Origin of the sequence: Halopseudomonas litoralis, assembly GCF_900105005.1 — a bacterium.
In the GTDB taxonomy this organism is placed as follows: Bacteria; Pseudomonadota; Gammaproteobacteria; order Pseudomonadales; family Pseudomonadaceae; genus Halopseudomonas; species Halopseudomonas litoralis.
Genome location: NZ_LT629748.1, coordinates 398,009 through 411,079 on the forward strand (window position 1 = coordinate 398,009; position 13,071 = coordinate 411,079).

Sequence of the window (13,071 nt, forward strand, 5' to 3'; positions counted from 1 at the left end):
CCTGACCCGGCCACCTCACAAATCAGCCAGATCAAGGTTTCCCTGCACGGCAACGAGCAGCGGGAACAAGAGGGAGCACCATCATGGCGGTAAAGCAGAGCGAGCAGTACCAACTGGTGATCCGCAGCCTGTCCGACCGCATTGTTGATGCGCAGGCGCCGATTCGGGTGCTGGACGCCATCAAGTGGGATGACAATATCCGTGATCAGTTTTTCCGGGATGGCTGCAGCAAGCTTCCGGATGTCGGTCCGGATTATTACAAGCGTCGCCCTCTGTCCTTTGACCCGGCCGAGCGTCTGCAGGTGTTTCAGGACATCGAGCGGGATATCACTCGGCAGCTCGGCACCTTCAATCCGGTCGGTCAGATCATGCGCCGGATGTGCCGCGAGTATCGCATGGTCATCCGCATGCTCGAGGGGCGCGGTACGCCGGAGATGGGCAGGATCTCGCAGGAGTTGTACGGGTCCGCCTCCGACGCCTTCCATGCCGGCGACCCGACCATCACCGACCTGGGCATCACGCTCAGCGAATCGCTGAGCAATATCGGCAATGATCTGGGGCGCGAGCCGAAGACCATTGCTGCCCCCGACGCCGTAGCTATTTTGCAGGAGCGCATGGACCAGGCGTTTCCGGATGATCAGACGGTGCGTGTTTTCGAGTCTGATGGCATTGTCGCCGATGCCGCCGCCGGCGCCGATTACATCAAGATCCGCAGTGACGCCATGTTCAACCAGCGCGACCTGAAGATACTCGCGGTGCATGAAGGCATGGTGCATGTGGCGACCAGTCTCAACGGTCAGCATCAGCCGATCTGTACCTTCCTGGCCAAAGGCCCGCCGTCGTCTACGGTAACCCAGGAAGGGCTGGCGATTCTGATGGAAATCATCACCTTCGCCTCCTATCCCTCGCGTCTGCGCAAGCTGACCAATCGTACCCGGGCGATTCAGCTGGCTGAATCCGGTGGCGATTTTCTGGATGTGTTTGGCTTCTATCGTGGCGAAGGCTATAGCGATGAAGACAGTTACAATAATGCCAGCCGGGTATTCCGCGGCTCCAGCAGCTATGGTCTGCCATTTACCAAGGACCTGGCCTATCTCAAGGGCTTCATTCTGACCTACAACTATATCCAGCTGGCGGTACGCAAAGGCAAGCTGCAGCAGATCCCCTTGCTGTTCTGCGGCAAGACCACGCTGGAAGACATGCGTACCCTTGGTCAGCTGGTGGAAGAGGGTCTGGTCGTGCCGCCGCGTTACCTGCCAGAGCCCTTTGCTGATTTGAACGCGCTGAGTGCCTGGATGTGTTTTTCGGGTTTTCTGAGCAATCTCAGCCTCGATCGTATCGAAGCTGATTACGCGAATATTCTCTGACTGGAGTTTTGCATGAGCGAGAAGCGGGAAGTTAACAAGCTGCCTTATATCCTGACCGCCCTGGGAACCTTGTTCCTGACCATGGGTATGCTGCATTTCTACGGCTATCTGAATTTTGCCAACGAAGAAGAAGGCTTGCTGGTGGCTGAATTCAGTCTGGTAACCGTGGGGTCGGAAGAGGCGGGCCAGCTGCGCAGCAAGACGCCGAACCATGTGGCGGAGTGTGTCGATGGTGTGCTGATTCTGCACAATACCCGACATAACGGGCTTTCCGGTTTGCTGGTGGATGAGCGTCAGCGCGTGGTGCGCTGTAATGAGCAGACCGTCCCGGTTGCCCAATGAGCAGGGGTGATCTATCGGGGCGGTTGACCGGTGACTGGGAGCAGGCGCTGGGTGATGAGCTGGATCAGCCTTACATGCAGCAATTGCGTGACTTTCTGCTGGCCGAGAAAGCTGTCGACAAGGTGATCTACCCGCCTGGGCCGCTGATTTTCAATGCGTTGAACACGACCCCGCTGAACAAGATCAAGGTGGTTATTATTGGCCAGGATCCCTATCACGGACCGGGGCAAGCACATGGGCTGAGCTTTTCCGTGCAGCCGGGTGTGCGCACACCGCCCTCGCTGCAGAATATCTTCAAGGAAATTCAGCGCGATCTGAAGTATCCGATACCGGCTCACGGTGATCTGCGGTACTGGGCCGAACAGGGCGTGCTGCTGCTCAACGCGGTACTCACTGTGCCCCAGGGGCAGGCCGGTGGGCATGCCAACCGGGGCTGGGAGCGTTTCACCTCGCGGGTCATCGATATTCTCAATACCCGGTGCGAGCATCTGATATTCATGCTCTGGGGCAATTATGCGCAGAAGAAAGGCGCGCAGATCGACAGTTCACGGCATCTGGTACTCAAGAGCGTGCATCCCTCGCCGCTGTCGGCGCACCGCGGTTTTATCGGCTGCGGGCACTTTTCTGCGGCCAATGCCTATCTGCTTGAACAGGGGCGCGAGCCCATCGACTGGCGCCTTCCTGCATTGCCGAAGGAATGAACTCCAGAGGCGAATGCCGGTCGGGTTGAAGCCTTCGGCGGGATGTTCAATGATGTGAGCTCCGTTCTTGTTAAGGAGCTCGCCATGGAACACGCCCTGCAGCCCTATACCGCGCTGGTTCCGCGCACTGACAAACTGGTGGTGCAGAAGGCCGGGCATACCGCCCTGTTGACTATCGACAACCCGCCAGCCAACACCTGGGACACCGACACCCTGCACGGCTTGTATGAGCTGATCGGGCATCTCAGCGATGATCCGGATATCTATGCACTGGTGATCATCGGCCGTGGCGATCGTTTCTTTTCCGCCGGCGCCGATCTGAAAATGTTCGCCGAGGGCGACAAGGCCCATGCGCGTTTGGTGGCGCGGTTGTTCGGTCACGCATTCGAGGCGCTGCGGGATTTTTCCGGTGTGACCATCGCGGCCTTGAATGGCTACGCCATGGGTGGCGGTCTGGAATGTGCCCTGGCCTGTGATATCCGTATTGCCGAACGTCAGGTGCAGCTGGGGTTGCCGGAAGCCGGCGTCGGTTTGTTGCCTTGCGCGGGCGGCACCCAGGCGTTGGCCTGGCTGGTAGGCGAGGGCTGGGCCAAGCGCATGATCCTCTGCGGCGAACGGGTCGATGGGGTCAAGGCCGAGCGTATCGGGCTGGTCGAGGAGGTGGTCGAAGAGGGGCAGGCGCTGGCCACCGCGCTGCGGCTGGCGGCCCAGGTGAGTCGACAGAGTCCGCAGGCGGTCAAGGCCTGCAAACAATTGATCCAGGGCGCCCGGAGTCAGCCGATGAATACCTTGCTGGCGGCTGAACGCGAGCGCTTCGTCGACCTGTTCGATCTCGAGGACACCCGCGAAGGGGTTGATGCTTTTCTGCAGAAACGCCCGCCGCAGTGGACCAACCGCTGAGCAGCGTTGTTCAGGCGCCGCGCCATTCCTCTGCCAACCGTTGTACCAGTTCGGCCGCCGGTAGCTCTCGGGCCAGGGGCGCGCCCTGGCCGGCCCATTGCGCGGCAAAATCATGGTTGCCCTGCTGGCTGGCGGCGGCGTTCAGTTGCTTGGCAGCATCATAGGCGATCGGGTAACCGGCTGGCGGTGGGCTGCCAGCCGCATCTCCATGACTGATGATGCGATTGAGCATACCGCGTGCGGGACGACCCGACAGGCTGGCGGTCAACCGCGTGGTGGCGGCTCGCTCGCTTTGTAAAGCCTGGCGATAGGCGGAATTGGCCGATGATTCGGGGCACAGGATGAAGGCAGTACCCAGTTGCACGGCGGCTGCTCCCAGATCCAGCATGGCGCGAATGCCCTGACCATCCATGATGCCGCCGGCGCCGATCACTGGCAGGCTGGTGTGCTGTACCAGCAACCGAACCAGCACTGCAGTGCTCAGTTGTTCGTCATCTGCTGCCGGGTCAAACACGCCCCGATGTCCGCCGGCTTCAATACCCTGAGCGACGATGCCATCGATGCCGGCCTGTTCGATCAGTCTGGCTTCCTCGAGATTGGTGGCGGTGGCCAACAGACAGATCCCTGCCTCCTGCAGCGCTTGAATGCGCTCCGCAGCGGGCAGGCCGAAATGAAAGCTGACCACGGCGGGGCGTAGTTCCAACAGCATGTCGAATAGCTGATCGTTTTCGACGGCGCTTTGATAACCGGCCTTGATGCTGCTGGGCGGCGGCATGCCGATTTCATCGAACAGCGGCGCCAGGTGCTGCAACCAGCGTGCCTCACGGGCTGCATCAGGCTGGGCTGGCGCATGACAGAACAGGTTGATATTGAACGGCTTGTCGGTCAGCGCGCGGGTCTGCTCGATCATCTGCCGGGCCTGCTCCACCGTACTCGGCCCGATACCCAGCGAGCCAAGCCCGCCGGCATTGGAGACCGCTGCGGCCAGCTCCGGCGTGGCGACGCCGGCCATCGGTGCCAGAATAATGGGCAACTGGATGCCGAGACGGGTCAGGAAAGGGGAGGTGTTGTGCATGATATCTCCTTGCGCTGCGGGTGGTCGAGCGTTCGATTCTACCTCAGCCCAGCAACAGCATGGCGGCTTCCATTTCTGCGGAGAGGTCTTCTTCATCCTGATCGTCGGCAGGGTTCAGGCCAAGCCGATTGAAGGAAGAGATATCCGTCCAGTCCCTCTGCGCAAGCGGATGGTCGCTGCCTTCCAGGCTTTGCAACATGGCAACCTGGACGATGTCAGCATAATCGACCGTGCTCGGGTTACGGTTGAACTCCAGATGCTGGCTGGGTACATGGCGTAACGGTTGGGGAAAATCCCAGGCAGCGAGGATCCGATCGCCGAGGATGGGATGTATCCGCTCGATGACCTGTTCCAGGCTGATGGGATCGCTCAGCAACTGGCTGTTGTCTTCTGCATGGCTGAGAATCGGTAATACGCCGATCTGATGTACCAGGCCAGCGAGCATCGCCTGGTCGGATTTCAGTCTGGTGTAATGTTTGCACAATACATGGCTGATACCTGCTACCTCGGTGCTGCGAGCCCAGACCTCGCGCATCTTGTGGTCAATGACATCGGTAGTCGCCTGAAACAGCTGCGCCATGGCCAGGCCGGTCGCCAGGTTGGCGGTATAAACCACGCCCATGCGGTTGACGGCCATGTTCAGATCGGTGATTTCCTGGCGCGATCGCAGCAGCGGGCTATTTACCACCTTGATCAGGCGCGCGCTCAGCGCTGCGTCGGCGCTGATTTCTTTTACCAGTTCGCTGATGCTGACATTCGGGTTTTCGGCGGCTTCGCGAATGCGCAGAGCGACTTCGGGCAGCGTGGGCAGCACCAGCTGGTCTTTGTCGATCGCCTGAATCAATTCTTCCTGAACACGCAGGGCCAGATCAGTCATGACATCCTTCCTTGATTATTTTCCCTTGATTATTCGCCAGCTGCGTCAGCAGCCATTTGGTCTTCGTAGGGCAGTGTAGCCAATTGTAGTGGCCTGGTGCTATCGCCTATATGCAGTGTAGGTAATTGTGCCGCCTCATTCTGTAGAACGGCAAGCAGTTCCATACGATCTTCGGCGCTGGCTGCAACCACGACTTCACCTACGGCCTGGTCGTTGGCGCTGTTCAGGATGGGCGTTCCCGGCGCGGGCAATTCAACACCGGCGCGGGTCAGGCGATACATGCGCCGCTTGAGCTTGCCCAGATATTGCATCCGCGCGACAATTTCCTGCCCGGTATAACAGCCTTTCTGAAAGCTGACACCGCCCAGCTGCTGCAGGTTGAGCATTTGCGGTATGAAGCTTTCCCGTGTCTGGCTGTGTACCTGGCCGATGCCCAGGCGTATCTGCTGTAGTTGCCAGGCGTTGAAAGCGACCGGCTCGGCGTGTTGGGCAAGGGTGGTGGCTAGTTCCTGAGCCCGACTGGCCGGCAGCCAGAGTTCCACTGTGGTGTCGTCGAGATCGATCACCTGGCCGGCGTCCGGCGTACTTGCTTCGCGGCTGAGGCTGGCGGCTGCAAGCGCTTCCTCTATATGGCTGCCCCAGAGCCCCAACCTAACCCATTGATCGGTACTGTCGCTGAGCTGTACCTTGAAGAAGGCGGCATACTTGGCCAGATCCGACTGTTGCAGCTCCAGCAGCTCGGCATCCATGGCCAGCAGATATCGCTCTTCCGATAGTTTCAGCAGGCGGAAGCTGGACTGCATTCGCCCCTTGGGATTGCAACGGCTGCCCAGAGTGTTGCCGCCTGAGGGCAGGGTGGCTACATCGCAGCTGAGCTGACCCTGCAGGAAACGTGTCGCATCGCTACCTTCAATTTCAAGAATCCGCTCACGCTCCAGCAGTGCCAATGCAGTGGCTGAGCTGGACGCCGGTGGCTGTTGCGGAAACAGCGCGGACAGTTCTCTGATCTCTTGCATGATCTGGCTGACTCCAATTGGTTCGGATCGAGGTGGATCTATTGTGCCCATGATAGGGCGCAGCGTGTGGCTTGTCAGTGCTCTCAGTTGCTCCAGAGGCTATAATGCGGCCAATGAAGGTGTTTCAACTGACTGGAGATGGTAATGACGGCGGAAGTGGAAAAAAAGCGATTGTACTGGCATAGCCGGCGCGGCATGCTCGAGCTGGATGTTCTGCTGCTACCCTTTCTGGAAGAGGCTTATTCATCGCTGGATGAAGAGGATCAAACGCGCTACCGGCAGTTGCTCGAGTGTGAGGACCAGGACATGTTCGTCTGGTTTATGCAGCGCGGCGAGCCGGAAGACCCGGATCTCAAACGCATTGTGAGGATGATACTGGATCGTGTCCAACCCAGCTGACTCATTGCTGCTCAAACGCCAGCCTTCACGCTGGCTGGGCGGCCTGCTCATTATCATGACCATGCTTGGCTGCATGGCCTTGTACCGCAGTGCGCTGCCGATATTGCCGGCGTCGCTGTGTGCCCTGCTTTTATTGATGTACTGCTTCTGGATCTGGCCGCGGCAGGTGAGCTTGCGCCATGCGCACTCTGTCACGGGGCTGCGGTTTGACAGTCACGGCTGGCACATATTGCGCCGTGACGGTACGGAAATGGGGGTGCGGCTTCTGGCGGATACTTACGTCAGCGCTCTGCTGACGGTGGTGCGCCTGCGCGAACCGGGGCGGCTATTGCCGATTTCGGTGATTCTGCCGGCGGACGCCGCGGCGGAAGATGCATTGCGGCGGCTGCGGTTGCGGCTGCGCTTCAGTCGTCAGCGCTGGGTGGCTGCAGAATAGTATCCCGGGCCTCGGCCAGCAGGTTCGGATAGTCCAGGGTGTAATGCAGGCCGCGGCTTTCCTGACGCAGCATGGCCGAGCGAATGATCAAGTCAGCGACCAATGCCAGGTTGCGCAATTCCAGCAGATCACGGGATATGGTGTAGTTGCTGTAGAACTCGTGAATTTCGGCGCGCAACATATCTACCCGATGCTTGGCTCGTTGCAGACGTTTGGTGGTGCGCACTATGCCGACATAGTCCCACATGAAACGGCGCAACTCTTCCCAGTTGTGCGAGATGATCACATCCTCGTCCGAATCGGTCACCTGGCTTTCATCCCAGTGTGGCAGTTCGTCCGGCAGCTCGGAGTCGGCGAGCTTCTGCAGGATGTCCTGGCTGGCCGCCCGGCCATAGACGATGCACTCCAGCAACGAGTTGCTGGCCATCCGATTGGCGCCATGCAGACCGGTAAAGCTGGTTTCGCCGATGGCATAGAGTCCCTCCACGTCGGTCATGCCGGTTTTGTCCACCATCACCCCGCCACAGGTGTAATGTGCTGCCGGCACCACCGGGATGGGCTCACGGGTGATGTCGATGCCAAAACTCAGGCAGCGCTCATATACGGTGGGGAAGTGTTCGCGGATGAACTCGGCGGGTTTGTGGCTGATGTCCAGGTAGACGCAGTCCAGACCCAGTCGCTTCATTTCATGGTCGATGGCGCGTGCGACTATGTCGCGGGGGGCCAGTTCGGCGCGCTCATCAAAGCGCGGCATGAAGCGGCTGCCGTCCGCCAGTTTGAGTTCGGCACCTTCGCCGCGCAGGGCCTCGGTGATCAGAAAGCTCTTGGCTCTCGGGTGATAAAGACAGGTGGGGTGAAACTGGTTGAACTCCAGGTTCGCCACCCGGCATCCGGCCCGCCAGGCCATGGCGATGCCGTCGCCCGAGGCGCCGTCTGGGTTGCTGGTGTACAGATAGACCTTGCTTGCGCCACCGGTGGCGAGCACGGTGAAGCGGGCGCCGAACGTCTCTACATGCCCGGTACTGCGATTGAGAATGTAGGCGCCCAGGCAGCGATTGTGCTCATGGCCCAGTTTGGTACTGGTGATCAGGTCGACGGCAACGCGGTTTTCCAGCAGCTCGATATTGTCGTGGGCCTGAGCTTGCTGCAACAGTGTGTTGAAAATCGCTGCGCCGGTGGCATCAGCCGCATGAATGATGCGTCTATGGCTGTGGCCGCCCTCGCGAGTGAGATGGAAGTCATCGGTCTCGCTGCCATCTTCCCGGCGCCCGCGGGTAAAAGGCACGCCCTGGTCCACCAGCCAGCCGATGGCATCTCGGCTGTCGCCGACAATCTGCCGAACGGCATCCTCATGACAAAGCCCGCTGCCGGCGATCAGGGTGTCCTGAACGTGTGCATCCACAGTGTCTGCATCATCCAGTACCGCAGCCACGCCCCCCTGGGCCCAGAAGGTCGATCCTTCCGACAACTGCCCTTTGCTGATCACCGCAATACGCAGGTTATCTGCCAGATTCAAAGCCAGCGTCAAACCTGCTGCACCGCTGCCGATTACCAGTACATCGTATTGCTGTTGTCGGGTCATGAAGGTCTCTTGGTCGTGGAGCCGGGGGTAGTATATATAAGGTAACTGATTCACAATACTGCCACAGAAAACCGCCGCGCCGCGTCGTGAAATACCCAAATATCATCATATCGCCATCCTGTCGCGGAACTTTTTTTCCAGTGCAGGCTCTTAGATCTGAACCTGAGTGAGGGGAGAACTTTTGGTTACATCGCGGGTCTATCGCAATAGAACAAGTCAGTGCGGTGGTACCGCATCATGACTGAACAAACCGACCAACAGCTGGTCGAACGGGTGCAGCAGGGAGATAAGCGCGCCTTCGACCTGCTGGTGCTCAAGTATCAGCACAAGATTCTGGCTCTGGTCACGCGTTTTGTGCATGACTCCCACGAGGCCCAGGATGTCGCCCAGGAGGCGTTCATCAAGGCTTATCGTGCATTGGCCAACTTCCGGGGGGATAGTGCCTTTTATACCTGGCTGTATCGGATCGCGATCAATACGGCCAAGAACTATCTGGTAGCCAGAGGGCGACGTCCGCCGGATTCGGATATCGCTGCCGAGGATGCCGAATACTACGACGGCGACAGTGCTCTCAAGGATATTCATTCACCCGAGCGTGAACTGCTGCGGGATGAGATTGAGCAGGTGGTTAATAGAACCCTGCAGTTGCTGCCCGAAGATTTGCGAATGGCTCTGACTTTGCGTGAATTCGAGGGTCTCAGCTATGAAGATATTGCCAATGTGATGGAATGCCCGGTGGGTACTGTGCGATCAAGGATTTTCCGAGCACGGGAGGCCATCGACAAAGCTCTGACGCCACTGCTTGAAGCGTGAAGTCAGGGAAACGGTGACGCCCCAGCGGGGCCTATATAGTAGAGGTAGTGCAATGAGAAGCGAATCCTTGCGGGAGACTCTCTCCGCGCTCATGGACGACGAGGCAGAGCAATTGGAACTGCGCCGAGTCCTGCATGCCGGTGAACAGGCTCCAGAGGTCCGCCGTACATGGGAACGTTACCAGCATGCGCGGTCCGTCATGCACAATGAACCTTGGCAGACAGGTGTTGACCTGTCGGCAGGCATTGCCGCAGCACTGGCTGATGAGCCGACTCCGGCGATAGCGCCGTCGGTCAATTCTGCACGTTGGAAGCTGCAGTTGGGGCGGGTGGCCGTTGCCGCTACCGTCACACTGGCAGTGCTGGTCGGCGTGCGTATGGTTAACCAGGAGGCAATGCCCGACAGCAGCAATACCATGGCTGCCGTCGAGCGCACTGCGCCGGCTGCGGGCACGCCGGCGATGGTGTCAGGTCAGGCGCGCGCGGGGGCTGTTCTGGCCGGCTTCTCTTCGTTGTCCGATCAAACCGAGCAGACCCAGCCGAGCGGTCCCTCTGCCTGGCAGGAACAGCGGATTGGCAACTATCTGCGTCGACATGCGGAAAGTAGTGCGCAGGCTGCTCCGCAACTGGTCCCCTACGCCCGCGCAGCGAGCCTGGAAAATAATTAGTGCGATTGAAACACGTATTGGGGTGGTCGGGATTGGCTGCCCTGTTGCTTGCTCCCAGCCTATCGGCTGAAGAAAGCACCCTCTGGCTGGAGCGTATGGCGCAGGCTGCCCGTGAACAGAGCTATTACGGCGCCTATGTGTATGAACGCTCCGGTGTCTTCACTACTCACAATATCTGGCGCAAAGCGGGAAGCGACGGGGTCCGGGAACGCCTGCTGCAAACTGCAGGACGGCATCAGGAATGGGTGCGGCACGATGGCCAGTTGGTCTGTGCCACCACTATCTCACAGGGCAAGGTCCATCAAGGCATCCCCGAATTGAATACCGATCCGGCGCGACTGGCTGACTGGTATGGATTGCGTGTATTGGGTAATACGCGTATCGCTTCGCGACCGGTGACGGTCATCTCTCTGCAGCCCCGCGATGCATTCCGTTATGCCTACGAGTTGTATCTGGATAATGAAACCGGGTTGATGCTCAAGTCGTTGTTGGTGGATGAACGACGTGAGCTGCTCGAGCGGTTCCAGTTCGCCGCGATCAGTTTTGACGATCCGGTACATGAAGACCTTGTGCCCACCACCTCCTGTCTGCAAGTGGATGCTGTCGAAGATACATCGGCCGAACTGGCCAACTACTGGGAGCCGGCATGGCTGCCCCCGGGATTTGTGCTGGGGCACCAGCAAGTGCAGAGCTTGAAAGATACCGATTCACGCTTTACCGCGCAGATCTACACCGATGGTCTGGCACGTTTTACGCTGTTCGTCGAGCCGCTTGGCAAGGATAGTCTGGCGGAAGACCTGCGCGCCCAGTTGGGGCCGACCGTGGCGGTCAGCCGGCGCCTGGTGGCCGCGGACAACCTCTATCTGGCGACTGTGGTCGGTGAGATTCCGCCCATTACTGCCGAGCGTATTGTCGACTCGCTCAGCGAGTCGATTGCTGGAGCGCAGCGATGATTGAAGAGCAGGGGCGAGTATTGAGCGTGGAGCCGGGCGCAGTCTGGGTGGAAACCATCCGGCGCAGCGCCTGTAGCAGCTGCCAGGCTCGGGCCGGATGCGGTCAGTCGCTTCTGCAACGTTTGGGCGGGGGCGCCCGTCAGGGATTCGTCCGTGTGTTGGATGACCGGTCCTGTCGAGTTGGTGATGACATCATTGTCGGTATTCCGGAAAACGCAGTGCTGCGCGGTTCCTCCCTGGTTTATATGGTGCCGCTGCTGGCGCTTTTCGCCTGTGCCTTGCTGGCTCAGGCTGCCGGTGTGACTGAGCCTCTGATTATATTGGCAGGCTTCTTCGGCCTGGCTCTGGGTTTTGTTGCAATACGCTGGCATAGCAGTCGTCTGGATGCGGATCCAACGTTCACCCCGCGGGTGATTGGTAGGGCCGTCAGTTTGGACACCATCAGCGATTTACAGAAAAGGAGTGATTGTTGATATGACATCAGTACAGCGATGGGTGCTCGGGGTTGTCGGCATGTGGTTGATGGCCTGGCAGACGTTGGCGGTAGCGCAACTGCCCGATTTCACCGAGTTGGTCGAAGAGGCCTCACCTGCGGTGGTCAATATCAGTACGCGGCAGAATGTCACGCGTCGTGCGTCGGGTCCGATGATGCCGGATATGGAAGGTATGCCGCCGATTTTTCGGGAGTTCTTCGAACGCAGCTTCCCTGAAGGCTCCCAGTCCGCACCGCAGCGGCAGGCGCAGTCGCTCGGTTCGGGATTTATCGTCTCCAAAGATGGGTACGTCCTGACCAATAATCATGTCGTCGCGGAGGCGGACGAGATCTTCGTACGTCTGTCGGATCGTCGTGAGCTGGAAGCCGAACTGGTCGGTGCAGATCCGCGCTCGGATCTGGCCCTGTTGAAGGTCGAAGCGGGTGCTGACCTGCCGGTCGTGCGCATGGGAAAGTCCGCGGAATTGAAAACCGGTGAGTGGGTGTTGGCAATCGGTTCACCCTTTGGCTTCGAGTACTCGGTGACTGCCGGTATCGTCAGCGCCAAGGGCCGTAGTCTGCCCAATGAAAGCTATGTACCCTTCATTCAGACGGATGTGGCCATCAATCCAGGTAACTCCGGCGGCCCGTTGTTCAATCTGGACGGTGAGGTGGTGGGGATCAACTCCCAGATATTCACTCGTTCCGGCGGGTTCATGGGACTCTCCTTTGCCATTCCGGTGGATGTGGCCATGGACGTGGTCGAGCAGCTGAAAAGCGAAGGCTCGGTTCGCCGTGGTTGGCTGGGTGTGGTAATCCAGGAGGTCAACAAGGACCTTGCTGAGTCCTTCGGCCTGGAGCGTCCTGCGGGCGCGCTGGTAGCTCAGGTCATGCCGGGCGGGCCGGGTGATGAGGGGGGGCTCCAAGCAGGCGACGTGATTCTTCGCCTCAATGGCAATGACATCGTCATGTCATCCGATCTGCCGCACGCGGTAGGCCGTTTGCGTCCTGGCAGCAAGGCGACCATGGATATCATCCGTGATCGTAAGCGTAGGAAGCTCGAACTGGAAATCGGCGCCTTGCCCGAAGACGGCGCGCAGGCAGCAAGTCCGGGTACGCCATCGCCGCATGCGCCGACGGCGGCGGACAATCGTCTGGGCATAGCGGTTGTCGAGCTGACCGACGAGCAGAAGAAGAATATGGATGTCCCCGCTGGCGTGGTAGTGCGCGAAGTGTCGCCAGGTCCCGGCGCAATGATCGGGCTGCGTCCCGGCGACGTCATCACCAACCTGAACAACCGTGCGATCGAATCTGCTGCGGACTTCACCAAGATCGCCGGCAGTCTCCCCGCTGATCGCTCCATTTCCATGCGGGTGATCCGCCAGGGCCGTGCGAGCTATATCACCTTCCGTCTGTCCGAATAAGTTGGCCCCAGTGCGGGGAGACAGGCGCTGCGCTAGCCGTGTTCTCC

Annotated in this window: 15 protein-coding genes; 11 read left to right on the forward strand and 4 right to left on the reverse strand. The window is 59.5% G+C overall.

Going from position 1 to position 13,071, the window contains the following annotated elements; all coding sequences use genetic code 11:
- Positions 1-83 precede the first annotated feature (83 nt).
- The 4 genes from BLU11_RS02035 to BLU11_RS02050 all read left to right on the forward strand — a co-directional run bounded on the left by BLU11_RS02035 (position 84) and on the right by BLU11_RS02050 (position 3,310).
- Complete coding sequence (locus BLU11_RS02035; RefSeq protein ID WP_090271815.1) at positions 84-1,367, forward strand: flavohemoglobin expression-modulating QEGLA motif protein; 1,284 nt, start codon at positions 84-86, stop codon at positions 1,365-1,367.
- 12 nt (positions 1,368-1,379) lie between these two features.
- Entirely contained in the window at positions 1,380-1,709 is a 330-nt protein-coding gene (locus BLU11_RS02040; protein ID WP_090271816.1) for a hypothetical protein, read from the forward strand.
- On the forward strand, positions 1,706-2,410 hold the full coding sequence (gene ung, locus BLU11_RS02045; protein ID WP_090271817.1) for a uracil-DNA glycosylase: 705 nt from the start codon (positions 1,706-1,708) through the stop codon (positions 2,408-2,410). The genes BLU11_RS02040 and ung overlap by 4 nt, the downstream gene beginning before the upstream one ends.
- A gap of 84 nt (positions 2,411-2,494) precedes the next feature.
- Positions 2,495-3,310, forward strand: a complete 816-nt coding sequence (locus BLU11_RS02050; RefSeq protein ID WP_090271818.1) for an enoyl-CoA hydratase — start codon at positions 2,495-2,497, stop codon at positions 3,308-3,310.
- Positions 3,311-3,320: 10 nt separating this feature from the next.
- On the opposite strand, the gene BLU11_RS02055 is transcribed toward BLU11_RS02050, so the two are convergent.
- Genes BLU11_RS02055 through ygfZ form a run of 3 tightly spaced genes read right to left on the reverse strand, consistent with a single transcriptional unit; the run spans position 3,321 to position 6,278 of the window.
- Positions 3,321-4,385: an NAD(P)H-dependent flavin oxidoreductase gene (locus BLU11_RS02055; RefSeq protein ID WP_090271819.1), complete on the reverse strand. Its 1,065-nt coding sequence runs from the start codon at positions 4,383-4,385 to the stop codon at positions 3,321-3,323.
- 43 nt (positions 4,386-4,428) lie between these two features.
- Positions 4,429-5,262 carry an HDOD domain-containing protein gene (locus BLU11_RS02060; RefSeq protein WP_090271820.1) on the reverse strand — a complete coding sequence of 278 codons (834 nt, stop codon included), beginning with the start codon at positions 5,260-5,262 and terminating at the stop codon, positions 4,429-4,431.
- A 29-nt stretch (positions 5,263-5,291) separates the two neighbouring features.
- Entirely contained in the window at positions 5,292-6,278 is a 987-nt protein-coding gene (gene ygfZ, locus BLU11_RS02065; protein WP_090271821.1) for a CAF17-like 4Fe-4S cluster assembly/insertion protein YgfZ, read from the reverse strand.
- Between the two features lie 144 nt (positions 6,279-6,422).
- On the opposite strand from ygfZ, the gene BLU11_RS02070 reads away from it, so the two are divergent.
- Together BLU11_RS02070 and BLU11_RS02075 are read left to right on the forward strand one after the other, a co-directional pair.
- Positions 6,423-6,677, forward strand: coding sequence for an FAD assembly factor SdhE (locus BLU11_RS02070; RefSeq protein ID WP_090271822.1), 255 nt, complete (start codon positions 6,423-6,425; stop codon positions 6,675-6,677).
- Positions 6,661-7,113 carry a hypothetical protein gene (locus BLU11_RS02075; protein ID WP_090271823.1) on the forward strand — a complete coding sequence of 151 codons (453 nt, stop codon included), beginning with the start codon at positions 6,661-6,663 and terminating at the stop codon, positions 7,111-7,113. The genes BLU11_RS02070 and BLU11_RS02075 overlap by 17 nt, the downstream gene beginning before the upstream one ends.
- Here BLU11_RS02075 and nadB read toward each other — a convergent pair.
- Positions 7,082-8,695 (reverse strand): L-aspartate oxidase, encoded by a 1,614-nt coding sequence (gene nadB, locus BLU11_RS02080; RefSeq protein ID WP_090271824.1) that lies wholly within the window; start codon positions 8,693-8,695, stop codon positions 7,082-7,084. The genes BLU11_RS02075 and nadB overlap by 32 nt on opposite strands.
- Before the next feature lie 237 nt (positions 8,696-8,932).
- Between nadB and rpoE the strand changes: the two genes are divergently transcribed.
- Genes rpoE through BLU11_RS02105 form a run of 5 tightly spaced genes read left to right on the forward strand, consistent with a single transcriptional unit; the run spans position 8,933 to position 13,024 of the window.
- A complete protein-coding gene (gene rpoE, locus BLU11_RS02085; protein WP_407920221.1) occupies positions 8,933-9,508 on the forward strand; it encodes an RNA polymerase sigma factor RpoE in 576 nt (191 codons plus the stop codon).
- A gap of 52 nt (positions 9,509-9,560) precedes the next feature.
- Positions 9,561-10,175 (forward strand): sigma-E factor negative regulatory protein, encoded by a 615-nt coding sequence (locus tag BLU11_RS02090; RefSeq protein ID WP_090271825.1) that lies wholly within the window; start codon positions 9,561-9,563, stop codon positions 10,173-10,175.
- Positions 10,175-11,128 (forward strand): MucB/RseB C-terminal domain-containing protein, encoded by a 954-nt coding sequence (locus BLU11_RS02095; RefSeq protein WP_090271826.1) that lies wholly within the window; start codon positions 10,175-10,177, stop codon positions 11,126-11,128. Before BLU11_RS02090 ends, BLU11_RS02095 begins: the two co-directional genes overlap by 1 nt.
- Positions 11,125-11,601 (forward strand): SoxR reducing system RseC family protein, encoded by a 477-nt coding sequence (locus tag BLU11_RS02100; RefSeq protein ID WP_090271827.1) that lies wholly within the window; start codon positions 11,125-11,127, stop codon positions 11,599-11,601. Before BLU11_RS02095 ends, BLU11_RS02100 begins: the two co-directional genes overlap by 4 nt.
- Before the next feature lie 40 nt (positions 11,602-11,641).
- The gene (locus BLU11_RS02105) at positions 11,642-13,024 is read left to right on the forward strand and encodes a DegQ family serine endoprotease (protein ID WP_269433243.1); all 1,383 of its coding nucleotides are present in this window, start codon (positions 11,642-11,644) and stop codon (positions 13,022-13,024) included.
- Positions 13,025-13,071 lie beyond the last annotated feature (47 nt).

Coding starts and splice junctions, on each gene's coding strand:
- BLU11_RS02035 (WP_090271815.1), top strand. CDS start 84: ATGGCGGTAAAGCAGAGCGAGCAGTACCAACTGGTGATCCGCAGCCTG.
- BLU11_RS02055 (WP_090271819.1), bottom strand. CDS start 4,385: ATGCACAACACCTCCCCTTTCCTGACCCGTCTCGGCATCCAGTTGCCC.
- rpoE (WP_407920221.1), top strand. CDS start 8,933: ATGACTGAACAAACCGACCAACAGCTGGTCGAACGGGTGCAGCAGGGA.
- BLU11_RS02060 (WP_090271820.1), bottom strand. CDS start 5,262: ATGACTGATCTGGCCCTGCGTGTTCAGGAAGAATTGATTCAGGCGATC.
- ung (WP_090271817.1), top strand. CDS start 1,706: ATGAGCAGGGGTGATCTATCGGGGCGGTTGACCGGTGACTGGGAGCAG.
- BLU11_RS02090 (WP_090271825.1), top strand. CDS start 9,561: ATGAGAAGCGAATCCTTGCGGGAGACTCTCTCCGCGCTCATGGACGAC.
- BLU11_RS02050 (WP_090271818.1), top strand. CDS start 2,495: ATGGAACACGCCCTGCAGCCCTATACCGCGCTGGTTCCGCGCACTGAC.
- BLU11_RS02100 (WP_090271827.1), top strand. CDS start 11,125: ATGATTGAAGAGCAGGGGCGAGTATTGAGCGTGGAGCCGGGCGCAGTC.
- ygfZ (WP_090271821.1), bottom strand. CDS start 6,278: ATGCAAGAGATCAGAGAACTGTCCGCGCTGTTTCCGCAACAGCCACCG.
- BLU11_RS02105 (WP_269433243.1), top strand. CDS start 11,642: ATGTGGTTGATGGCCTGGCAGACGTTGGCGGTAGCGCAACTGCCCGAT.
- BLU11_RS02040 (WP_090271816.1), top strand. CDS start 1,380: ATGAGCGAGAAGCGGGAAGTTAACAAGCTGCCTTATATCCTGACCGCC.
- nadB (WP_090271824.1), bottom strand. CDS start 8,695: ATGACCCGACAACAGCAATACGATGTACTGGTAATCGGCAGCGGTGCA.
- BLU11_RS02070 (WP_090271822.1), top strand. CDS start 6,423: ATGACGGCGGAAGTGGAAAAAAAGCGATTGTACTGGCATAGCCGGCGC.